Raw genomic sequence first — 21,692 nt, forward strand, 5'->3', positions numbered from 1 at the left:
TGCGCAGCTTTAGGTACGTCCGTGCAAGAAAATAGAGGCGCCGCCAGACGGCGCCCCCCTCGTCAGATATCCAGCATCGCCATGACCTCTGCGGGGTAGCGCAGGCCGGCAGTTGCATCGGCCGGAAAGATCGTCTCCAGCGCCGCCAACTCCTGCGCGGTGAGGGCGATTGAGACTGCCGCCACATTCTCTTCCAGGTATTTGCGCTGCTTGGTGCCTGGGATCGGCACGATGTATTCGCCTTGCGCCAATACCCAGGCCAGCGCCAGTTGGCCGGCGGTCACGCCTTTTTCAGCCGCAAGGGTCTGGACCTGCTTTACCAGTTCCAGATTTTTCGCGAAGTTCTCGCCCTGAAAGCGCGGATTGGTGCGGCGATAGTCATCGGCAGCGAAGTCTTCAGGGCGTTTCAGCGCGCCGGTGAGAAAACCACGCCCCAGCGGGCTGTAGGGCACAAACGCAATGCCCAGGCGTTGGCAGGCGGCGAGGCAGCCGTTGTGTTCCTGGTCGCGGCTCCACAGCGAGTATTCACTTTGCAGCGCGCTGATGGGGTGAACCTTGTGCGCCCGTTCCAAGGTGGCGGCCGAGGCTTCGCTCAGGCCCAGATAACGTACCTTGCCTTCCTTGACCAGATCAGCCATGGCGCCAACGGTTTCTTCGATGGCGACCTGCGGGTCGATGCGGTGCTGGTAGTACAGGTCCAGAGTGTCTACGCCAAGGCGTTGCAGGGTGCCGTTGATCGAATCGCGGATGTATTGCGGGCGGCCGTTGACGCCGCGCAGGGCTGGGTTCGCCGGATCGCGGACGATCCCGAATTTGCTGGCCAGGAACACCTGGTCGCGCTTGCCGGCGATCGCCTTGCCGATCAGTTGCTCGTTGGTGTGCGGGCCGTACATGTCGGCGGTGTCGAGGAAGTTGACCCCCAGTTCCAGTGCGCGGTGCAGGGTGGCGGTGGCTTCGGTGGTGTCGCTGTCGGGTGCGTAAAAGTCAGTCATGCCCATGCAGCCGAGGCCGATGGCGGAGACGCGAGGGCCGTTTTTACCGAGTTGACGAGTGTGCATGGGTTGAGCTCCTGTTGATGAAGGCGTCCATTGTTACTCTCGACAAAATCGGGATAAACAGGCTAAAACCACTATCACTGTTCGTAATATCTAAATAATCCACACAGGACGTGCCCTTTGGACCGTTTCAACGCCATGCGCGTATTCACCCGGATCGTTGAGTTGGGCGGCTTCGCCAAGGCCGCCGACAGCCTGCAACTGCCTCGCGCCTCGGTGACCGTGCTGATCAAGCAACTGGAGGCGCACCTGGGCGTGCAATTGTTGCAGCGCACCACGCGCCAGGTCAGCCCGACCCTGGACGGCGCCGCCTATTACCAGCGGTGTGTGCAGTTGCTCACGGACCTGGAGGAAACCGAAGCGGTGTTCTCCACCCAACGCCAAAACCCGCGCGGCACCTTGAGCATTGATATGCCCGCGGGTATCGGCCGCTACCTGGTGATCCCGGCCTTGCCGACATTTACCGCCCGGTATCCGCAGATCGACTTGGAAATCGGCCTGAACGATCGTCCGGTGGACCTGATTCGCGAAGGTGTGGACTGCGTGCTGCGTGGCGGGCTGGCACTGGACGAATCCCTGGTGGCGCGGCCGTTGGCAATGATGGATCAAATCACCCTGGCCAGCCCTGCGTACCTTGAACGCATGGGGGTGCCCGAAACCCTGGAAGACCTGGCTCGGCATCAGATGGTCGAGTACGTCTCCAGCGCCAGTGGCAAGCGTTTCGGCCTGGAGTTCGAGCTTGGCGCCGAACTGCGTCTGGTCAACCTGGCCAAGCGCGTCGCCGTCAACAGTTCCGACGCTTACTTCGCGGCGTGCGAGGCTGGGTTCGGTTTGATCCAGGCGCCGCATTATCACGCCATGCGCCAATTGGCCGAAGGCATACTGGTGCATGTGCTGCCCGGTATCCCGGTGCCGAAAATGGCGCTGACTGCCCTGTATCCGCCGCACCGTCAGCTGTCACAGCGGGTAAGGGTGTTTGTAGATTGGTTGGTTGAGCTCTGTGCGCAGCCCGGCACCGGCTTGCAGCGCCAGGCCTGCGGTAATCACCCATGTGGAGGCTAGGCGTAGATATGCAGGTCGCCAGGGCGGTCGGTTCCACTGAGGGGTTTTTGAGGGTTGGGGACGTTAACGGTATCCCTGAATCCTACGGACACCTGGCGAGGCCCGTTCTGGAACACACCGATGCCAATACTTCCCGTCATCTCGGCCAGCCCAGGTACACCTTCGGAGGTCTTCATATGGGAGTGGCCGACCAAGGCGACCCACTTTTCCGTGCCTGAGTTGGCCTTGATCACTTCAGAGGCATAGTAGTTGAATTCCTCAAGCCTGCGCGCCGATCCCGACCCGGCTTGGGTGAGGCCAAGTCTTGCGTCTTTGTGCCGTGTCAGATAGTAGTGATCCAGGGGCAGTACCTCGATGCCGTTCAACTCCAGTTTGGCTTTGAGCTCCTTGAACGTCGGGCGTGTACGCGGCGTGTTGGCCGCCCCGAGATTGCCAATACCATCGTCCACGACTCCCTTGCCGGGTAGATCGATGACACCCTCGAAATAGACTTTTTTCACGCCTTGTTGTTTGAACGTATCAACGTTGTCGAACAGCGTTTTGAAGCTGGCCATCTCGCGATGAGATTCTCCAAACACGATGCCATCGGAGACCTTCAGCGCTTCTGTGATCAAGTCCTTGGCGGACACGGGCTTGGGAATCGCTGGAATGCTCGGACGTGGTGGTAGGCCTCCGTGCTTTAACGCGTTATACGTCTGGTCCATTTCCTCGAGAAATTTTTTGAAGGTTTCATCCTTCCCGTTGCCGCGCAGAAAGTGCCCCGGCTCTAGCCTCCCTTTCATGCTTTCCACATAGCTGCCTGCGGGGAGCGGCACTTGTTTGAGGGGGTGGCGGCGAGCGCTTCGATCCAACGGGTTGTGCCGAACGCCGTCGGTGCTTTTAGGGGTGGTGGTATGGGTCGGTGCGAGGGTATCGCTGGGGTTGAACGTGTCAAGCGGCGGCCCATGTGGCTGCCGTGAGTGGGTATCCGCTGCGTACCATTTACCATCGTGCAACACTGCACTGCCTTCCAGGCGTCTTCCCCCCTGCGTGAAGACGCCGATTGCCGCGTCGTCAAACCCGCGACTGGCCTCTATCAAGTCGCTGCCTCTGAGCATGCCTTTGAGTCGGTGAATACCCTCGCCGGCAGCGCTCACGCTAACCAAGGCCAGTTTGCCTGCACCCACAGCGACGTCGCCCACACCGCTCAAGGGGTTAAAGGCGCTTAAGGCATTCACCCCGATTATTCTGGTGCCTCGCGCCACTTTGGCGAGGGTTGAGGCAACCGTGCTTGCACCTTTTGCCACTTTTGCCACCGTAGCAATGCCTGCGGTAATAAAGCCAAAGATGTCGAACGCGAGGTGCTCAGCGGCGTCCTTGTAGTGACCCGCACGAAAATTGACGATTGCAGATCTCAAGGGGACAAGGTCCAGCAAGAACTCCCCGACAGCGTCCAGCGTGTCACGGTTTCGTTCGGCAGATGTTCTGCCCGCGGCTTGACGCTTAACGGCGTCACTGTCTATGCCCTGGGCGTTGACCACTGCCTGGGCGATTTGTCTGATACGCGAATTGGTAAAGGTGTTGGCCTCGGCATCGCCGCGTGTTTGTGCTGTTTCCAGTTCACTTAATGCTGCACCGACGGGGAACGCTTCGATCTTGGTGACCTCACTCGGCCCGGGCTGGTCAGGCCCTATTCGGCTTCTGGCAACTTTCTTGATCGTCGACGTTGTGGTGTCGAATTCGTAAACATGCTTTTCGCCGTTGTAATCTGCTTGCATCAATATTTTGGGGCTGGTGTGGAACAAGGTGTCTTTGACGAACGGAAGCGCGGAGATTCGGTAGGAGTTCTCTTTGTAGAAACCCAGTTTTGCCTTGTTAAGAATATCTCGGTCTGCCGAAGGTAGAAGGGTGATGGCATTCATCAAGGCGTAATGCTTGATTTTTTTGTACTGGCTCGTCACCGCGGTGAACTTTTTATCGAACTCACTGGGTACGTTGAATGACGCGCTGTTAGTGAAGCGGACGACAGCTTGCAGGTTGATATCGTCACGCGCTGGAACGAACCTCCAGTCGTGAGCATTGATTTTGAGCCCCTGCATGACGATATCCACCAACGAGTAGTAGGTAGCGGTTCGTCCTACGAGCAAGAAATTTGGCATGAAGCAGAGGTTTTTTTCTTCAAACCACGGTTTATCCCCAAAGGTTTTTTTGAGTAATGCGAGCGCCATTTCTTTGCGGTTCGGCAGGGGCGCGTCGAGCAAACCGGATGCCTCTTTCAAGGCTTCATGTTGTGTGTTGAAGACACGGCGAGCTTCCTCAATATCTTCTGTGGAATAGAGCGCCTCATCTGCGCGCGGGAGCACCTGGTTGGCCACACTCCAGTCAATCAGCACGGCTTTTTTAGTTGCCTCGCTCGTCTCGCTTGTCTGGCCGGCTGCGAGCATGACTTCGCTGAAGCTCATGTGGACCGACTTACCCGGCGTGTCGGCTTCGATACCGGCGACCGCAAGACACAAATGGGCCCACGCCTGACTGCCGTAGACCACTGTCGCAGGGATGTCTTTGACCAGGAACTGCGGAGCAACGCGCGTCAACAGCAATCGGGCTGCCAAGGGGGCGGTGGCTGACGCTGTTCGACCGCTGCTGCTCAGGTGGTTCGCCAAGGCGTCGACGACGGCGGCGGGCGAATGGCCCCAGTGACGCTCGGCTGCCAGGTCAAAGCCTGCCACCTTATTCCGCTCGGGTTGCTCAAGCGCTTCGGAGTCAAGGCCCAGATGGATGGCGGCCAACACATAATCATTGACGCTGCTGTCTGTGGCGATGCCGCCAACGCTGGCTTGAATAGCTGCGCCCAGCGCCGCAGCACGGGGGGTGTCGAGAAGCTGTTCCAGTGCGGCGGCGGGGTCTTGCAGCGCGGTCGGGGAGAGTGTGACGGCATCGGCCAGGTAATCCAGCGCGACGGCGCGGGCGCTGGTCAGCGGCAGGCCGGGCAGGTTTGCACTGTTACATGCAACGACGTCGTACACCGTGCGTTGATGCTCCACGCTCAACGGCAGCGCCCAGGACAGGGCGCCGCCGAAGTTGCCCAATGGATGTTGCAGGGTGTGATCGGACAGTGCCAGGGCGGTGTTTTTGAGTTCTTTCCAGGTTTTCGGCATGTAGGCGCACGCTGCGCGGATGAGTGACTCAAGATTGGCAGTGCGTGCACTTGCGCCGGCTGTATCCGGATCAAGCGGCAGGTGTGTGCTGCGCAAATAAGCGGCCAGTGCCTCGGGCGTCGCGTCTTCCCCGAGTTTTTCCACCGCGGTGTGCAGCGCCTGGGCCAAGGTGCGCACGTCACGCCTGTCGCCCAACCGGTCTTTCAGGGCTTGGCGCCCGTCCGGTTGTACCTGTTCAGTTTGCGCTGTGAGGTGCAACGAGGAGCTTTGTGTCGGGGCAAGCTCAAGGAGAAAGGGGAGGGGCTGCGGGAAAATACGAGGTGAAGTGCTGAGAGAATTCATCGTGATTGACCTTTATGGCGCGCAAATGTCGGCGCTACGAAAGCCAAATCACTGGTGGCCTGAGCGCATTAGTCTGTGTGCGTTTCAGGCGTTGCAGTTCCCGGGGTGGTACTTGCGTATGTAAGCGTACGAAACGATGAGGTGTTAGTTTTCCTTTTGTCCGGGCAGGGGCGAGCTGAACCTCAATACCGGACAAGCCAAAGCTTTTCATCACCTGTAACATAAGGCCATGCCGACCTCAGTGGATTCCCGACGCGGGGCCATGCAGGGATTAAATTTTTCAGGTTCAGGAACCCGTCATGACGCAAAAGCAACGTTTGAAATATTCGCTTCTGATTGCCCTGGCTGTACTGGGGACGATGTTTGGTCTGTCCTACTTGCAGAACACCGGGGTCATCAGTGAGAAAACGTTCCAGACCATCGCCATTGCCGTCGCGGTGATCGTGGTGGTGATCAACGGCATCATGCGCCGCAAGGTCAAGCTCTGAACATGGAGGCCGGGGCGTGAAGCGCTGACTTCAGGCCCGCCCTTCGAGCACCTTGGCAGCCTCTGCATGGAGGCTGTAGCTCTTATCGGCATTGAGGGTGATCACGCCTTCGCTGCACAGGCGCTTGAGCACTTCGCGCACGCTGAGAAACGACAACGGGATGCCCAGCTCCAGCAAATGGCTGTGCACGCCGCGTACCCCAAGGGTGCGCTGGTTGTCGGCAGCGGTGAGCAGGGCGTCGATGACCTTCAGCCGAATCAGGCTGGTGCGCAAACCGAAACACTTGAGCAAATGGCGAATACGCTGGTTGCCTTGCTGTTCGGGCGTTTTGCCGAACGCTTGCGTGCCGCCGCCAAAATTGACGTCGGCAACCGATGAATGTCCGTCCGTGGGCACTTGCGGGTTGTACATGCAAAAACTCCTTATCAGAGCCTGATCAGGAAAATGATGGCGCTCTTATCTAATAAGACGAACGAGCGAGCAAAATCATGAAGTGTTGGATGTAGAAATTTCGTCAGTGTCGGTTTTGTCACAACCCCCGTCCTTCAGATAAAGCTGCCACGCGGCTAAATTTCTCCCGGTTTTATGCGTTCTTACGGTGGGGTAACTGCCCCCGGTGAGGGTGTTCAATTTGACTGTGGAGTCTGCGTGATTATTTCCAACGGGTTGTCCAGGGTAGGTATCGCAGGGTTGCTGCTGGGGTTGAGCCTGGCCGCATCGGCGCGCGAGCAGGTGACGCAGGCGTCGGCAGATATTCGCCGTACCAGTTATGGGGTGCCGCATATCCTCGCCAGCGATGAGCGTGGCCTGGGCTTCGGCATCGGTTACGCCTATGCCCAGGACAATCTGTGCCTGCTGGCCAATGAGGTGGTCACGGTGAATGGCGAGCGGGCAAAGTTTTTCGGCCCCGATCAGTCGACCCTGGAAGAACGCAACAATTTGGCCAGCGATGTGTTCTTTACCTGGCTGAATACGCCAGAGACGGTGGCGGCCTTCTGGAAAGCCCAGACCCCTGAGATAAAAGACCGTATTGAAGGGTACGTCGCCGGCTATAACCGCTATCTGAAAGAGCAGGGCGCCCCTGCCCAGTGTCAGGCTGCGTGGGTAAGGCCGCTGGTGGCTGAAGATCTGGTGAAGTTGACCCGCAGGCTGCTGGTGGAGGGCGGTGTCGGCCAATTCGCCGAAGCGCTGGTGGGCGCAGCGCCGCCGCAATCCACGGCCGGCGTGCAGCCTACTGCCAAGGCGTTTGAACTGGCGGCCGCCAACCAGCAGCGCTTCACCCTGGATCGCGGCAGTAACGCCGTAGCGGTGGGCCGTGATCGTTCGTTCAATGGGCGCGGCATGTTGCTGGCCAACCCGCATTTTCCGTGGGTCGGTGGCATGCGCTTCTATGAGATGCACCTGACCATTCCAGGCCAACTGGATGTGATGGGCGCCGCGCTGCCGGGCCTGCCGGTGGTCAATATCGGCTTTAACCAGCACGTGGCGTGGACCCATACGGTCGACACCTCCAAGCACTTCACCGTGTACCGCCTCACGCTGGATCCGAAGGATTCGACGCGCTATATGCTCGATGGCAAATCCATCCCCCTGGAAAAAACCTCGGTGACGGTGCAGGTCAAGCAGGCCGACGGCAGCCTCAAACCCGTGGTTCATCCGGTGTACAGCTCGCAGTTCGGCCCCGTGGTGCAATGGCCCGGCAAACTGGACTGGGACAGCCACTACGCTTTCAGCCTGCGCGACGCGAACCTCGGCAACGACCGCGTCCTGCAACAGTGGTACGCGATGAACCGCGCCGGCAGCCTTAAAGCGCTGCAAACGTCAGTGCACACCCTGCAGGGCATTCCGTGGGTCAACACCCTGGCTGCCGACGATCAGGGCCAGAGCCTGTACATGAACCTGTCGGTGGTGCCCAACGTCAGCGCGGCCAAGCTCGCCCAATGCAGCGACCCGCGTGCCGGCCTGCAACTGATCATGCTCGACGGCGCCCACAGCGCCTGCGCCTGGGACGTCGACCCGCACGCAGCCCAGGCCGGTATCTTCCCGGCCGACCAACTGCCGCAACTGGAGCGCACCGACTACGTGCAGCACTCCAACGATTCAGCCTGGATGGTCAACCCCAAGGCGCCGCTGACGGGCTTTTCACCCGTGATCAGCCAGGACAATATCGGCCTGGGCCCGCGCGCCCGATTTGCCCTGCAACGCCTGCACTCCCTGGAAAAACAACCGATCAGCGTTGCCGACCTGCAAAACATGGTGATGGACAACGAGGTATACCTGGCCGGCCAAGTCATGCCGGATTTGCTGGCGTTCTGCGCCAAGCACCTGGGCACCGACGCGGCTGCGCTCAAACCACTGTGCGCCAGCCTCAGCGATTGGGACCGGCACGCCAACCTCGACAGCGGCCTGGGCCTGGTGCACTTCATCAACCTGGTGGAACAGCTGGAGCAAATCCCTGACGCCTGGCGCGTGGCGTTCGACCCGGCCCAACCCCTGACCACACCGCGTGGCCTGGCCATCGACCGAGCGCCCGTCGCCAAGGCGTTGCGCGAAGCCATGCTGGCCTCCACCGCCGACGTCGCCAAGCTGGGCCTCAAACCGGGTAGCAAATGGGGTGACGTCCAAGTCAGCGGCCAGACCCCGATCCACGGCGGCCCCCAGGAACTGGGGATCTACAACGCCATGCAAACCGTGCCCCGTGCCGATGGCAAGCGTGAAGTCGTCAGCGGCAGCAGCTACCTGCAAATCGTCACCTTCGACGACCATGGACCACAGGCCCAAGGCGTACTGACGTTCTCACTGTCCAGCAACCCCGCATCGAAATACGCCAAGGACCAGACCCAAGCCTTCTCCGAGAAAAAACTGCGCCCACTGCCGTTTACCGACGCCCAGATCAAGGCCGACCCGCAGTACCAGACGCAGCGCATCAAGGAGTAGGGCAGGCACGCAACTCCTTGATGCCAATGCGAAATATTTTTGAAATCAAGGGGTTGCAGGCATTGGCAAATGAGTACATAATGGCGCCCATCGAACGCAACGAAGCATTAAAAACTTCAATGTATTCAATGAGTTAGAGTAGAGGCATGGCTTTATAGCCCACTCAAGTTTTTATGCGGTGAATGTCAGCAACCAGGGCATTGATCGTTTGAGGCCGAGTAGCAAAATGGTTATGCAGTGGATTGCAAATCCACCTACGCCGGTTCGATTCCGACCTCGGCCTCCACTCTTGAAAACCCCGTAGATTAACGTCTACGGGGTTTTTTATTGGCTGGTGAAAAGTTGGAGCCGTTTGACCCGATACGCTGACTCAGTTGCCGCTCGGCTCGGACCTGTTGATGCGCAGCCCCTTAACTTCACGCGCATACACCGCTAGTTTTTCTTGTTGGTTTGCCAGCAGCGCACAAATCTTCATCAGAGCGACTGCTGCACTTGGCGTATTGCCACCCGCCGCGAGAGCGGTCAACTCCACCACTGACCACCCAATAACAGCCGCTGCATCTTCAAGGTCATAGAACAATTCCTGCTGGGCGGTTCTGGGCCCGTCGAGGCCCTGGATCAACTCTTCCATCTACTTATTCCTCTGCTCAAACCCACTGCCCATACACGTATCCACTACAACACAAACCCTACCAAGACGTTACACGAAAGCCGTGACGGACTTCATTTGCAGCGGTCTTATTTTCCGTACACCCAACCTTGTAAAGCAGAGAGTGTTGTCATGAAGTTGAATTACCTAACCAAGGCAGCTGTGGTTGTCGCGCTGTTGTCGACCTTGTCTGGCTGCTGGATGTTTATGCCGCCGGGCGGTGGTGGCGGCGGTGGGCATGGCGGTGGGGGGCATGGTCAAGGCGGCGGCCCTGGTGGCCCTGGCGGCGGTCAGCGTTAACCATCAGTCAACCAGAGGCAGGTCATGAACAATGACCTGCCTCTTTTTTTGCCTGGGACAAATCCCGGACAAAGAAAAGCCCGCGATGGGGAGTGCGGGCTAAAAGGGATGTTCATTAGGAGCTGAGTCCACCCTAGCCCGGCGTCTGTGAAAGCTTTGTGAAAAGTGTACGCCTCATTCCGCGCCTGGCTGTATGGGGCAGGGGAGGCCATAACCCACTACTGTCCTGGCATACCACTCCTGCTTGGATGCTGCCTTATGTTCATCCCCACCAGCCTGCTCTCGGCCTTTGTGCTGTTCGCCTTCGTGTCCTCGATTACACCGGGGCCCAATAACACCATGTTGCTGGCCTCGGGGGTCAATTTCGGGTTTCGTCGCTCGATGCCTCATGCGCTGGGGATCAGTATCGGTTTCATGCTGCTGGTGATTTCGGTCGGCCTGGGGCTGGGCGAAGTGTTCAAGGTGTTTCCTTGGGCCTACACCGTGTTGCGCTATGTGGGCGCAACGTACCTGTTGTACCTGGCGTGGAAGATCGCAACGTCGGGCGGCATGTCCGACAGCAATGACGAACGCGGCAAGCCCATGACCTTCCTCGGCGCCGCTGCGTTTCAGTGGGTCAACCCCAAGGCATGGATTATGGCGCTGGGCGCCATTACCACCTACACGCCGGCCGAGGGCTATGTCGTCAATGTGCTGGTGATTGCGCTGGTGTTTGCCGTGGTAAACCTGCCCAGCGTGTGCGTCTGGGTCGGGTGTGGCAGCGGCCTGCGCAATGTGCTGCGTGAGCCGCGCTGGCTGCGACTGTTCAACTGGTCCATGGCCGGGTTGCTGGTGTTGTCGCTGTACCCGATGTTGTTTGCCAGCTAAGTGCTAGACCGGTGAGATGGTCGCCAGCAGGCCGATGCCGATGGTCAGCACTAAAAAACCGAACAGGAAAATCGCCATCTTGGTCATAAGGTCTCCGAGGGAAGGGGGAAAGGATTGGGGCTATTGTCCGCCCTGAGGGCATTTCAACACAGGCGCAGATAACAAAGAAAAAACCGTATCAGATGCGCTCTGCACTGTTCTGCCACGGGCTTTGGGGCCCTGTGCTTTTTTCAAGATCAGCGTCTGAGACAGCCACCGCATTTCCCCCTAAGATGGCGCCCACTGCATCAACAATAAGAGTGGGCCAACCCTCGATGGAAAGACGTCAATTCAGCGGTGGCATGAAAGGCAAGAACCTGCGCTACCTCAATGAAACCTCACAGCCGGCGTCGGTCACCCGCGTCGGCTTCCTGTTGCTTGAACATTTCTCCCTGCCTGCCTTTACCCAGACCCTCGACACTCTCGTCACCGCCAACCTGCTACGCCCCGATCTGTTCGCTTCACGTACGTTTGGCTGGGGCGACGGCGAAGTGACCAGCGACCTGGGCCTGGTGATCCGCCCCGATGCGTGCCTGGACGCTGCTGCGTTGCATGAGTTGGAGTTGTTGGTGATCTGCGGCGGATTTCGCACCGAACTCAAGGCCAGCGAGGAATTCATCCAACTGCTGCGCAACGCTGCCGAGCACGGCGTCCACCTCGCGGGTCTGTGGAACGGCGCTTGGTTCCTCGGCCGCGCCGGACTGTTGCAGGGCTACCGCTGCGCTATCCACCCGGAACATCGCCCGGCGCTGGCGGAAGTGTCCAAAGCCACCCACGTCACCAGCGAACCCTACGTGATCGACCGCGACCGTCTGACCGCCTCCAGTCCTTCAGGCGCCTTCCATATGGCCCTGGACTGGATCAAGAGCCTGCACGACAAGGCGTTGGTCGAGGGTATCGAAGACATCCTGGCCTTTGAGGAGTCCCGCTACCGGCGTATCAAGCCCACCGAAAACGTCAGCGTCAGCGCGCCGTTGCGTGAAGTGGTGAAGCTGATGGACGCGAACCTTGAAGAACCCTTGGAACTGGACCAGTTGGCGGTCTACGCCGGCCGCTCTCGTCGACAGTTGGAGCGACTGTTCAAGGAGCAATTGGGCACCACGCCACAGCGCTACTACATGGAATTGCGCGTGACCGAAGCGCGGCGGTTGTTGCAGCACACCGAGTTGTCACAGGTAGAGGTGCTGGTGGCGTGTGGCTTTGTGTCGCCGAGTCATTTCAGCAAGTGCTACAGCTCGTACTTCGGCTATCGCCCCTCTAAAGAGAAGCGCCTGGTCAAATAGCCTGGGCCGGGCGTCAGCGAGGCGTTGTTGGCGCTGGCTCAGGTCAGGAAACAGCCGTGCGGTTGACCATCGCCAGAATGGTCGCCAGCAATTCGTGCTGGGCTTCTTCACGGCTGAGTTCGCCGCTGGCGGCTGCATGGGACAACGCTTCCGCCGCGCCGAGCATGGCCCGCAGGCCGGCTTGGGACACTGTGCCGCTGGGAGCGAAGGGCGCCAGGGCGTCGCGGCATTTGTCGAGAAAGATCGCCTCGTACTTGCGCTTGAGGGTTTCCAGCTCCGGTGAGCCGCTGAGTGCAGCGGTAACGCCGGGAATTTCCCGACCCTGCAATAACACGCAGTCCACATACGACGCGGCGATGACCCACGCGCGGTCATCCAGGGTCGCGCTGCTGGCTTCGATGGCTTGGGCAAACACCTGATTCTGGCGTCCGTCGAAGTCTTCATACAGCGCAGCCAGCAACCCCGCCCGGGTGACGAAATGGTCGTAGACCACCGGCTTGGTCACGCCCGCCAGTTCCGCCAGGCGGCCCAGGGTCAGGGCGTCGGTGCCTTCTTCACGCACCAGTTGCCAGGCCACCTCCAACAATTGATTCAGACGATCTTCACGGGACAGACGACGACGTGGGGCAGGGGGCTCAGTGCTTGACATGCTTATATACCAAAAGTAACTTACTCGAATTAACTTACTAACAGTAACTAAGTCCCAGCCTAAACCGAAAGGGAGTCAATGTCATGCACGCACTGATCGTTGTAGCTCATCACGACCCACAATCCCTCACCCACAGCATCGCCACGCAAGTCGCGGCAGGCCTCATCGCCTCTGGCCACACCTACGAAATCGCCGACCTCGCCGCCGAAGGTTTCGACCCGCGCTACACCGCCGCCGACCACCTTGTCCATCGCACCCGCGCCGCACCGCCGGCCGATGTGCTTGCGGAACAGGCGCGCCTCGACCGCGCCGACGCCCTGGTGCTCGCGTTTCCCATCTATTGGTGGTCGCTGCCGGGGCTGCTCAAGGGCTGGATCGACCGCGTGTTCGTCAATGGCTGGGCAATCGACTACGGCCCGGATACCCCGGTGTTGAAAAAACTGCGCCACTTACAGGTGCACCTGCTGGCCCTCGGCGCAGCCGATGACAGCGCGTTTGACCGCCACGGCTATGCCAAGGCGATGCGCACGCAGATCGACTACGGCATCTTTGATTACTGCGGGGCGAAGGTGCTGACGTCCGAGTTGTTGCTGGAGTCGGAGGGCGGCGCGGCCGAGGCGCATCTGAAAACGGCGAAGGCCGTGGGGCAGGGGTTGTTCGAAACCGAGACCGTCACTGGTTGATTCACCCCTCGCGAAACAGGTCGTGGGCGTCCAACAGGCGGTAGGCGATTTCCGGGCGTTTCTCCAGGCCTCGGCGAATCGCCGCCGGGATTGATTGCCGGGTCTTGCGGCACATGCCTGGCAGCTCGTCGATCACGATCTGGATCCCGCGCATGCTCTTGACCTCGGTGTGCCCTGGCGCGATGTGCACGCGGATGCCCAATTGCTGGTACATCAGTTGTTGCAGGCGCTCCAGGTCTTGCAGGCTCTTGAGGTCTTCGAGGCGGTCAAGCAGGCGTTTTTCTTCCTGGCGCGTGAGGTTGAGGATGCGCAGGTCGGCGCCGGGCGCTTCAAGCAGTTGCTCGCGGTCGCAGACACAGGCGCCGGGTGGGCAGGGTTGGCGAATTGTCATGTGCATTCCCTCCCCACTCCGGCGCCGTTGACTCAGTAGCTGAGCTCGACCCCAAGACTGCCCAAGGCCTTCCAGTACTCAGGATAGGTCTTGGCGACACAATCCGGGTCCTGAATGCGGATCCCCGACACTTTCAAGCCTGCCAGGGCAAAGCACATGGCGATGCGGTGGTCGGCGTGGGTGTCGATCAGCGCAGTGCAGGACGTACCGGCCAGCCCAGGATCAGCGGCGACCAGCAAGTCGTCACCTTCGATGGTCGCCAGGCCCGGACGGATCTCGTTGAGGCCGTCATGCAGCGCCTGCACGCGATCACATTCCTTGACCCGCAGGTTAGCCAGCTCGGTGAAACGCACCGGGGTGTTGTTGAACGCGGCCAGCACGGCCAGCGTCGGGATCGCGTCCTGCATCTGCGAGCCCACCACGGTGGCCTGCATGTTCGGGAACTGAGCGATCACGGCCTGGGCCTTGGCGTCGGGCTGGGTGAAGTCCTGCGCGGCCACGCCGATGTCGATACGGCCTCGGGTCAGCACTTCAGCGGCCCACAGGTAGGTGGCGGCGGACGCGTCCGGTTCGATCAGGTAGTCATGGGCGGTGTAGCCGGTAGGGGCCACGCGCCAGGTGGTGTCGTTGACCTCGTCCACCTGCGCGCCAAAGGCACGCATGCAATCCAGGGTCAGGTCCACATAGCCACGGGCACCGATGTCCTTGCCGGTCAGCGCCACTTCAATCGGCGCCTCACCGCACGCGGCCAGCATCAACAGGGCCGAGACGTACTGGCTGGACAGCCCGCCGTCAATCTCAAAGCGCTTGGCCTGGACCTTGCCCACCCCGTGCACGGTCACCGGTGGGCAACCGGTGGGGCTGTCGACCTGGATGCCGTTCTGGCCGAGGGTGGCCAGCAGCGGGCCGATCGGGCGCTTTTGCATATAGTCGTCGCCGTCCAGCACCACGGTGCCTTCGACGGTGGCGACGGCGGCCGTCAGGAAGCGCATCGCCGTGCCGGCATTGCCGAGGAACAGCGGTTGCGCAGGCAACTGCAGCTTGCCGGAGCCGGTGACGACAAAGGTGGTGTCATCCGGCTCATCGATGGTTACGCCCATCTGGCGCAGGGCTACCGACATGTGGCGGGTGTCATCGCTTTTCAGCGCGCCACTGAGGCGGCTGGTGCCCTTGGCCAGGGCGGCCAGCAGCAGGGCGCGGTTGGTAATGGATTTGGAGCCGGGCGGTGCGACCTTGCCGTTCAGGGGAAAGTTGGGCGGTGTAACGGTCACGGTTTTCTGCGAACTCAAGGTACAAGGCTCCTGATCAAGGCAAGGTGGGACGGAGTGGCCGACGGGCGGACCCGAATAATCGGCCAAAGGTGCGGTGCTTGTCGAGGTTTAGCGCTGGCTCAGCCAGTAATCATGCAGGGCACGCGCTGCCGGTTCGATCTCGCTGACGCGTTGCTGGTGGGCCTGCACATCCAGGTCGGCCGGCAATTCGAAGTTGTCCTGCTCGGCGCACCAGGAGATCTTCTCCAGCAGCGCGGTCTGTGCGGCGGGCAGTGTTGGCCAGTTGCCGATGGCGGCGCCACGGATATACCCAAAGCACCATTCTTCGGCGAGGGTCACTGTCTGGCCTTGATGGTCGGTGTCATCGAAGCGTGCCTTGAAACCTTGGGCGTCGGTCGCCAGTTGGGCGGCCAGAAGGTTGATATGACGCACGCACAGGTCCAGGAACTGCTGGGCCTCTTCGGCGCTTTCCCACTCCGGGTTCTGCCCACCCCAGATCGCCGGGAACCACTCGGCAATATCGACCTGCGCGGGGCTGGATACCAGGGCGGTGAAGTAGCCGTCGAGTTCCGCCAGGTTCAGCACCGAATGGTCATCGCCGTACTTGAGCAGGGTTTCTTCGATGAAGTCCAAATCGGCGGTGGCGAGGGGTTGGGCGTGCATGGCATTTCCTTAAAACGTCGAGCGCCGCGGGTAGGGCGGCTTAAAGCGCCAAGGATGGCGCCTGGCAGGGTTTTTTGCCAGTCCCGCTTTTGGCCGATGCGCCGTGGTGCACCCTTGTTATAGTTCGGGCCTTATCACTCGCCAGCCAGGGATCACTGCCATGTCCGAATACCAAGCGTTCGTCGTCGAAGTCACTGGCAACGTTGCCCATGTGCAGATCAACCGCCCGGAAAAGATCAACGCGATGAACGCGGTGTTCTGGACCGAGATCATCGACATCTTCCAATGGATCGAAGACACCGACGCCGTGCGGGCCGTGGTACTCAGCGGCGCCGGCAAGCATTTTTCGTCGGGCATCGACCTGATGATGCTGGCCTCGGTGGCCAATGCGTTCGGCAAGGACGTTGGCCGCAACGCACGCCTGCTGCGCCGCAAGATCCTGGAACTGCAAGCCTCGTTCAACGCGGTCGACAACTGCCGCAAGCCGGTACTGGCGGCGATCCACGGTTATTGCATCGGCGGCGCCATCGACCTGATCAGCGCCTGCGACATGCGCTACGCCGCTGAAGATGCGCAGTTCTCCATCAAGGAAATCGACATCGGCATGGCCGCCGACGTCGGTACGCTGCAACGCCTGCCCCGCATCATCGGCGACGGCATGCTGCGTGAACTGGCCTACACCGGGCGCCAGTTCGGCGCCGAGGAAGCACGCAGCATTGGCTTGGTCAACCGCGTCTACGCCGATCACGAGCAACTGCTGGCCGGTGTGCTGGAAATCGCCCATCAGATCGCCGCCAAGTCGCCGATCGCCGTGACCGGCACCAAGGCCATGATCAGCTACATGCGTGACCACACGGTCAATGATGGTCTGGAATACGTTGCCACCTGGAACGCGGCTATGTTGCAATCCAACGACCTGCGCGTGGCCATCGCGGCCCATATGAGTAAGCAGAAACCCGAATTCGTGGATTGACTGACATGACCCAAGGCTGGATTACCACAACGCTGCTGGACAACGACACCCCCGGCGGCTGGGCCGTCGCCCGCAGCCGCGACGGCTTTTTGCATGACCCCAACGGCCCGCTGTTCCCTCGCGAATGGCTCAAGCGCCAGGACTTGGTGGTGTTGGCCGAGCACGGCATCGGCCACCTCGACGGTGAGCCGGTGTATTTGCTGGAACTCGACGCCGCCACTGACGTGCCAGGTTGCAGTTGGCAAGGCCTGCGCGGCTTCATGCTGCAAGGTGATCACACGCTCTACAAAGTGCTCGGATACGCCGCTCAGATCGGTACGTGGGCGCGGGAGCATCGGTTTTGCGGCAGTTGCGGCCAGGCCATGGTCCAGGTGCCACGGGAGCGGGCGATGTTCTGCCAGGCGTGCGACCTGCGCAGCTACCCAAGGATTTCGCCGAGCATGATCGTGCTGGTGACCCGGGGCGACGAGATCCTGCTGGCCCGTTCGCCGCGTTTTGTGACAGGCGTGTACAGCACGTTGGCGGGGTTTGCCGAGCCGGGGGAATCGGCCGAGGACTGCCTGATCCGCGAGGTGCGCGAAGAAGTGCAGGTGGAGGTCAAGAACATCCAGTACATGGGCAGCCAGTGCTGGCCGTTCCCCCATTCGATGATGCTGGGCTTTCACGCCGAGTACGCCGGTGGCGATATCGTGCCCCAGGCCGACGAGATCGAAGACGCGCAGTGGTTCAACATCCACGACCTGCCGCCGTTGCCGGCGTCACGCTCGATTGCGCGCTACCTGATCGACCTCTACCTGGCCCGTCGCCTAGGCCACGCTGAACCAGTGCTGCCAGGCTAGGCGCACCGTCAGGCCGAGGACCACGGTGATAAACACCGGGCGAATGAATTTGGCGCCGCCGCTGATCGCGCTGCGTGCGCCAAAGAACGCGCCACACATCACCGAGACGCCCATCGCCAGGCCGACGATCCAGTCCACCGAGCCGTTGAAGATAAACACCGACAGCGCCGCCGCGTTGCTGACGAAGTTCATGCTGCGCGCCACGCCGCTGGCCTTCACCAGGTCGATGGGATGCAGCAGCATGGTGCTGACGGTCCAGAACGCGCCCGTACCGGGGCCGGCCACGCCGTCGTAGAAACCCAGGCCAAAGCCTTGGGTGGACTGCCACTTCTTCTTGATCGGCGCGTCGTTATCCAATGCTGCCTTGGGCGTACCGCCAAACAACAGGTACAGGCCACAGCCGAAGACGATCACCGGGAGCATCTTGTTCAGGGTTTCGGCGGGCAGGTAATGGGCGACCACTGCACCGGTCAACGCACCGATCAGCGTACCGACGATGGCGTGCACCCATTGGCGCGGGTGGAACAGCTTGCGGCGGTAGAAGGTAAAGCTGGCGGTGGCCGAGCCGAAGGTGGAACTGAGCTTGTTGGTGCCCAATACCAGGTGCGGTGGCATGCCGGCCGTGAGCAGGGCGGGCGTGGTGAGCAGGCCGCCGCCGCCGGCGATGGCGTCGATAAAACCGGCGACGAAGGCCACGACGGCGAGAATGGCGAGGGTGGTGAGGTCAACGCTGAGTTCGAAGGGCATGGGCAGGGCTTATTGTTGGCGGGACTGCTGAGGGTCGCCATCTTACCTTCCGAATGTAAGGAGATCCAAATGTGGGAGGGGGCTTGCCCCCGATAGCGGTGTATCAGTCAGCTTGTGTCTAACTGACCCACCGCTATCGGGGGCAAGCCCCCTCCCACATTGTTAACCGTGACCGCTGGGTTATTTGTGTGTACCCAGCCACTCCAGCGCCGTGCGCCAGATGCAAATCCCCAGGAAATACGCCGACATCACCGACCACAACCCAAACGTCCACGGGTTGGTGTTCGGGTAATCCACGACCATCAAGAAGCTGCACAGCAACCAGATGGTGGTCACGGCGATATTGATCGGCATGAAGCGCTTGACCCGGAACGGGTGCAGAAACTTCATCGGCGTTACGGTCAGCAGCGCCAGGCCGATCACGGTGAGCAGGGTCACCCAGGCGTCCGGCTGGATGATGTACACGCACAAGGCAACCACGTTCCAGGCGGCGGGGAAGCCGACGAAGTAGTTGTCCTTGCTCTTCATGTTGACGTTGCAGAAGCAGAACAGCGACGAGACCAGGATCACCGACACGGTAAACAGGTGGGTAAACTCCGGCAGGTCGATGTAGCGGTAGATAAACAGTGCCGGAATGAACACGTAGGTGAGGTAGTCGATCACCAGGTCCAGCACCGAGCCGTCAAAGCTGGGGAGTACCGTGCTGACATTGACCCGGCGCGCCAGGGAACCGTCGACGCCGTCCACCACCAGCGCCAGGCCCAGCCACAACAGGCAGGCCTTGGGTGAGTTCTCCAGCAGCGCCAGGGTGGCCAGGAAGGCCAGCACCACACCGGTGGCGGTGAAGCCGTGGGCGCCCCAGGCTTTGATTCTGGCTACATGCAGGGTCGATATCACGGGCGGTTCTCCAAAAGGTCAAACGGGGCAGCCGACAACGTGACGCCGTCGAGTCTGGCCGGGGAATGCAGGTATCGACCGGGAAGGGGGTCATAAGGTTCACCGCCCGGCGTATCACTTAGCGTAGCAAGCGTAGGACGTTTCGGCATCAGCCTTGACGGAACACCAAGGCCTTCAGGCCACTTTGCACGTCGATATCCGGAAATTCAGGTGGGTTTTGCAGGCGTTCCACAAAGCGCAGGCCCGGCGCCTCGCGGGTAACGCCGTCGATCAGGAAGTCTTCGCCAAAGGCCGGGTCGTTCATGCAAGCGAGCACCGTGCCCTGCGCCGTGAGTAAGTCCGGCAGGCGACGCAATACGCGCTGGTAGTCCTTGGTCAGCAGGAAGCTGCCTTTCTGGAAGGACGGCGGATCAATGATCACCAAGTCATAGGGGCCGCTGTTGGTGACCTTGGCCCAGGACTTGAACAGGTCGTGGCCCAGGAAGGTCACTTTGCTCAGGTCATGACCATTCAGGCGATGGTTGTCGCGGCCACGGCTGAGGGCGCCACGGGCCATGTCGAGGTTGACTACATGGTCGGCGCCGCCTTCGATGGCGGCTACCGAGAACCCGCAGGTGTAGGCAAACAGGTTGAGCACGCGCTGGCCCTCGGCCTGTTCGCGCACCCAGTTGCGGCCGTAGCGCATATCGAGGAACAGCCCGCTGTTCTGCTTTTTACCCAGGTCGATCAGGTAACGCAGGCCGCCTTCGGTGATGGTCAATTCGTCGATGGCCTCGCCCACCAGCCATTCGGTGGTGCTTTGCGGCAGGTAGCGGTGTTGCAGGGCGACGGTGTGGGCGCCGAATCCGGCCCAGTCGATCTGCAACAGTTGCGCCTTCAGGGCGTCCAGGTGTTCGGTTTCCTTGAACAAGGCCACCAGCACCACGCCCTGCAGCCAGTCCACCGTCAGTTGCTCCAGACCCGGCCAGCAACGGCCACGGCCGTGGAACAGGCGCCGGGTTTCCGCAGGCACAGTGGCCAGGGCATTGAGCAGGTGGGCGTGCAGGGTGGCGAGTGCGTCTGGGGTCATCGTTGAGCGTCGGTCGTTGAGCGGGCGGCATTTTAACCACAATTGAAGGGTTAAAAGGCAGCGATCAACGGCGGGCCAAATGCCTCGCGGATAAACCCCGGCGCGATATACCGCTCGTAATGCGCTTCGGACAGCAGGAAAAACTCGCGGTCGATTGCATCGCGCAGATCCGCCAGGTGGCGCTCACGAAACTCCGGCAATAACGCCAGCCCATACGCGTCCAGCCTGGATATCACCCGCGCACCCCGTGCGATCAACTGGTAGGCCCAGCAGTAGGGGGATTGGTGCGGCATAAAGCGGATCTTGCGGTCTTCCAACTGCTGGCGCAGACGCAGTGGATCAAACACCTCCAGCTTGCTGGCCATCACCTGCACCAGCAATTGCTCAAGGCGCAGCCACACCGCCTGTTTTTCCTCGGCGTTGTAGCCATTCCACTGGATGACTTCATGGTGATAACGCTTGCAGCCGCGGCAGACCAGATCGCCGTAAACGGTGGAGCAGAGGCCGACGCAAGGGGTCTTGATGGTTTGGTTGGGCATAAGAGAGTGTTTGTAAGTCGATGGAGCACCGATAACCAATGTGGGAGGGGCTTGCCCCCTCCCACATTTTTGGTCAGTGTTGAATCAATCCCAGCTCAGCGCGCCGCCGGTCTGGTACTCAATCACGCGAGTCTCAAAGAAATTCTTCTCTTTCTTCAAGTCCATAATCTCACTCATCCACGGGAACGGATTCGTCGTCCCCGGATACTCTTCCTTCAACCCAATCTGCGACAGACGACGGTTCGCGATGAATTTGAGGTAGTCCTCCATCATCGCCGCGTTCATGCCCAACACACCGCGAGGCATGGTGTCGCGCGCGTATTCGATCTCCAACTGAGTCCCTTGCAGGATCATCTGGGTCGCTTCTTCCTTCATCTCGGCATCCCACAAGTGTGGGTTTTCGATTTTGATCTGGTTGATCACATCGATACCGAAGTTCAGGTGCATCGACTCGTCACGCAGGATGTACTGGAACTGTTCCGCCACCCCGGTCATTTTGTTGCGGCGGCCCATGGAAAGGATCTGGGTGAAGCCGCAGTAGAAGAAGATGCCTTCCAGGACGCAGTAGTAGGCGACCAGGTTGCGCAGCAGCTCTTTATCGGTCTCGACGGTGCCGGTTTCGAACTTCGGATCGGAGATGGAGCGGGTGTACTTCAGGCCCCAGGCTGCCTTTTTGGCGACCGAGGGGATCTCGTGGTACATGTTGAAGATCTCGCCTTCATCCATGGCCAGCGATTCGATGCAGTACTGGTAGGCGTGGGTGTGGATCGCTTCTTCGAAGGCCTGGCGCAGGATGTACTGGCGGCACTCCG

The 21,692-nt window shown here is 60.5% G+C and carries 22 protein-coding genes and 1 tRNA gene; 10 read left to right on the top strand and 13 right to left on the bottom strand.

What is annotated here, in order from left to right; genetic code table 11:
* Positions 1-62: 62 nt before the first annotated feature.
* Positions 63-1,058 (bottom strand): aldo/keto reductase, encoded by a 996-nt coding sequence (locus EJD88_RS00565; RefSeq protein WP_112195491.1) that lies wholly within the window; start codon positions 1,056-1,058, stop codon positions 63-65.
* Between the two features lie 117 nt (positions 1,059-1,175).
* On the opposite strand from EJD88_RS00565, the gene EJD88_RS00570 reads away from it, so the two are divergent.
* Positions 1,176-2,117 (top strand): LysR family transcriptional regulator, encoded by a 942-nt coding sequence (locus EJD88_RS00570; RefSeq protein WP_158876224.1) that lies wholly within the window; start codon positions 1,176-1,178, stop codon positions 2,115-2,117.
* On the opposite strand, the gene EJD88_RS00575 is transcribed toward EJD88_RS00570, so the two are convergent.
* Positions 2,114-5,596 (bottom strand): membrane-targeted effector domain-containing toxin, encoded by a 3,483-nt coding sequence (locus EJD88_RS00575; RefSeq protein WP_158876226.1) that lies wholly within the window; start codon positions 5,594-5,596, stop codon positions 2,114-2,116. The two genes, EJD88_RS00570 and EJD88_RS00575, sit on opposite strands and share 4 nt — an antisense overlap.
* Positions 5,597-5,895: 299 nt before the next feature.
* Here EJD88_RS00575 and EJD88_RS00580 point away from each other — a divergent pair, with 299 nt between their 5' ends.
* On the top strand, positions 5,896-6,084 hold the full coding sequence (locus EJD88_RS00580) for a hypothetical protein (RefSeq protein WP_099585282.1): 189 nt from the start codon (positions 5,896-5,898) through the stop codon (positions 6,082-6,084).
* A 30-nt stretch (positions 6,085-6,114) separates the two neighbouring features.
* Here the strand turns inward: EJD88_RS00580 and EJD88_RS00585 are convergent, their stop codons facing one another.
* Positions 6,115-6,495: a fe2+ zn2+ uptake regulation protein gene (locus tag EJD88_RS00585; protein ID WP_158876228.1), complete on the bottom strand. Its 381-nt coding sequence runs from the start codon at positions 6,493-6,495 to the stop codon at positions 6,115-6,117.
* A gap of 237 nt (positions 6,496-6,732) precedes the next feature.
* Between EJD88_RS00585 and EJD88_RS00590 the strand changes: the two genes are divergently transcribed.
* Entirely contained in the window at positions 6,733-9,021 is a 2,289-nt protein-coding gene (locus tag EJD88_RS00590; RefSeq protein ID WP_158876230.1) for an acylase, read from the top strand.
* A 212-nt stretch (positions 9,022-9,233) separates the two neighbouring features.
* Positions 9,234-9,307: transfer RNA gene (locus EJD88_RS00595), tRNA-Cys, on the top strand.
* 84 nt (positions 9,308-9,391) lie between these two features.
* Here the strand turns inward: EJD88_RS00595 and EJD88_RS00600 are convergent.
* Positions 9,392-9,652 carry a hypothetical protein gene (locus tag EJD88_RS00600; RefSeq protein WP_158876232.1) on the bottom strand — a complete coding sequence of 87 codons (261 nt, stop codon included), beginning with the start codon at positions 9,650-9,652 and terminating at the stop codon, positions 9,392-9,394.
* 150 nt (positions 9,653-9,802) lie between these two features.
* Between EJD88_RS00600 and EJD88_RS00605 the strand changes: the two genes are divergently transcribed.
* The 3 genes from EJD88_RS00605 (at position 9,803) to EJD88_RS00615 (ending at position 12,159) form a co-directional block, all read left to right on the top strand.
* A complete protein-coding gene (locus tag EJD88_RS00605) occupies positions 9,803-9,970 on the top strand; it encodes a hypothetical protein (RefSeq protein WP_158235035.1) in 168 nt (55 codons plus the stop codon).
* 258 nt (positions 9,971-10,228) lie between these two features.
* A complete protein-coding gene (locus tag EJD88_RS00610; RefSeq protein ID WP_112195482.1) occupies positions 10,229-10,837 on the top strand; it encodes a LysE family translocator in 609 nt (202 codons plus the stop codon).
* A 341-nt stretch (positions 10,838-11,178) separates the two neighbouring features.
* Entirely contained in the window at positions 11,179-12,159 is a 981-nt protein-coding gene (locus EJD88_RS00615; RefSeq protein ID WP_177411617.1) for a GlxA family transcriptional regulator, read from the top strand.
* Between the two features lie 43 nt (positions 12,160-12,202).
* Here EJD88_RS00615 and EJD88_RS00620 read toward each other — a convergent pair whose 3' ends face one another.
* Entirely contained in the window at positions 12,203-12,808 is a 606-nt protein-coding gene (locus EJD88_RS00620) for a TetR/AcrR family transcriptional regulator (RefSeq protein ID WP_158876234.1), read from the bottom strand.
* An 83-nt stretch (positions 12,809-12,891) separates the two neighbouring features.
* Here EJD88_RS00620 and EJD88_RS00625 point away from each other — a divergent pair, with 83 nt between their 5' ends.
* Positions 12,892-13,491: an NAD(P)H-dependent oxidoreductase gene (locus tag EJD88_RS00625; RefSeq protein WP_112195478.1), complete on the top strand. Its 600-nt coding sequence runs from the start codon at positions 12,892-12,894 to the stop codon at positions 13,489-13,491.
* A 1-nt stretch (position 13,492) separates the two neighbouring features.
* On the opposite strand, the gene EJD88_RS00630 is transcribed toward EJD88_RS00625, so the two are convergent.
* The 3 genes from EJD88_RS00630 to EJD88_RS00640 form a co-directional block, all read right to left on the bottom strand.
* Complete coding sequence (locus EJD88_RS00630; protein ID WP_099585274.1) at positions 13,493-13,882, bottom strand: hypothetical protein; 390 nt, start codon at positions 13,880-13,882, stop codon at positions 13,493-13,495.
* Positions 13,883-13,914: 32 nt separating this feature from the next.
* On the bottom strand, positions 13,915-15,171 hold the full coding sequence (locus tag EJD88_RS00635) for a 3-phosphoshikimate 1-carboxyvinyltransferase (protein ID WP_158876236.1): 1,257 nt from the start codon (positions 15,169-15,171) through the stop codon (positions 13,915-13,917).
* 90 nt (positions 15,172-15,261) lie between these two features.
* Entirely contained in the window at positions 15,262-15,816 is a 555-nt protein-coding gene (locus EJD88_RS00640) for a UPF0149 family protein (RefSeq protein WP_158876238.1), read from the bottom strand.
* Between the two features lie 160 nt (positions 15,817-15,976).
* Here EJD88_RS00640 and EJD88_RS00645 point away from each other — a divergent pair, with 160 nt between their 5' ends.
* Positions 15,977-16,789 carry a crotonase/enoyl-CoA hydratase family protein gene (locus EJD88_RS00645; protein WP_099585271.1) on the top strand — a complete coding sequence of 271 codons (813 nt, stop codon included), beginning with the start codon at positions 15,977-15,979 and terminating at the stop codon, positions 16,787-16,789.
* Between the two features lie 5 nt (positions 16,790-16,794).
* On the top strand, positions 16,795-17,628 hold the full coding sequence (nudC, locus tag EJD88_RS00650; RefSeq protein ID WP_158876240.1) for an NAD(+) diphosphatase: 834 nt from the start codon (positions 16,795-16,797) through the stop codon (positions 17,626-17,628).
* Here the strand turns inward: nudC and EJD88_RS00655 are convergent.
* From EJD88_RS00655 to EJD88_RS00675, 5 genes are all read right to left on the bottom strand, one after another.
* Positions 17,596-18,375: a TSUP family transporter gene (locus EJD88_RS00655; RefSeq protein ID WP_032886830.1), complete on the bottom strand. Its 780-nt coding sequence runs from the start codon at positions 18,373-18,375 to the stop codon at positions 17,596-17,598. The genes nudC and EJD88_RS00655 overlap by 33 nt on opposite strands.
* A 180-nt stretch (positions 18,376-18,555) precedes the next feature.
* The gene (gene pcsA, locus EJD88_RS00660; RefSeq protein WP_099585269.1) at positions 18,556-19,272 is read right to left on the bottom strand and encodes a phosphatidylcholine synthase; all 717 of its coding nucleotides are present in this window, start codon (positions 19,270-19,272) and stop codon (positions 18,556-18,558) included.
* Between the two features lie 148 nt (positions 19,273-19,420).
* Positions 19,421-20,341: a class I SAM-dependent methyltransferase gene (locus tag EJD88_RS00665; RefSeq protein WP_112195470.1), complete on the bottom strand. Its 921-nt coding sequence runs from the start codon at positions 20,339-20,341 to the stop codon at positions 19,421-19,423.
* 50 nt (positions 20,342-20,391) lie between these two features.
* A complete protein-coding gene (locus EJD88_RS00670) occupies positions 20,392-20,880 on the bottom strand; it encodes a DUF1289 domain-containing protein (RefSeq protein WP_099585267.1) in 489 nt (162 codons plus the stop codon).
* An 84-nt stretch (positions 20,881-20,964) separates the two neighbouring features.
* The coding region (locus tag EJD88_RS00675; protein WP_158876242.1) for a ribonucleotide-diphosphate reductase subunit beta at positions 20,965-21,692 on the bottom strand (728 nt) is incomplete at its 5' end.

The sequence above is a fragment of the Pseudomonas sp. PB105 genome, assembly GCF_009764655.1.
Classification (GTDB): Bacteria; Pseudomonadota; Gammaproteobacteria; order Pseudomonadales; family Pseudomonadaceae; genus Aquipseudomonas; species Aquipseudomonas cyclaminis.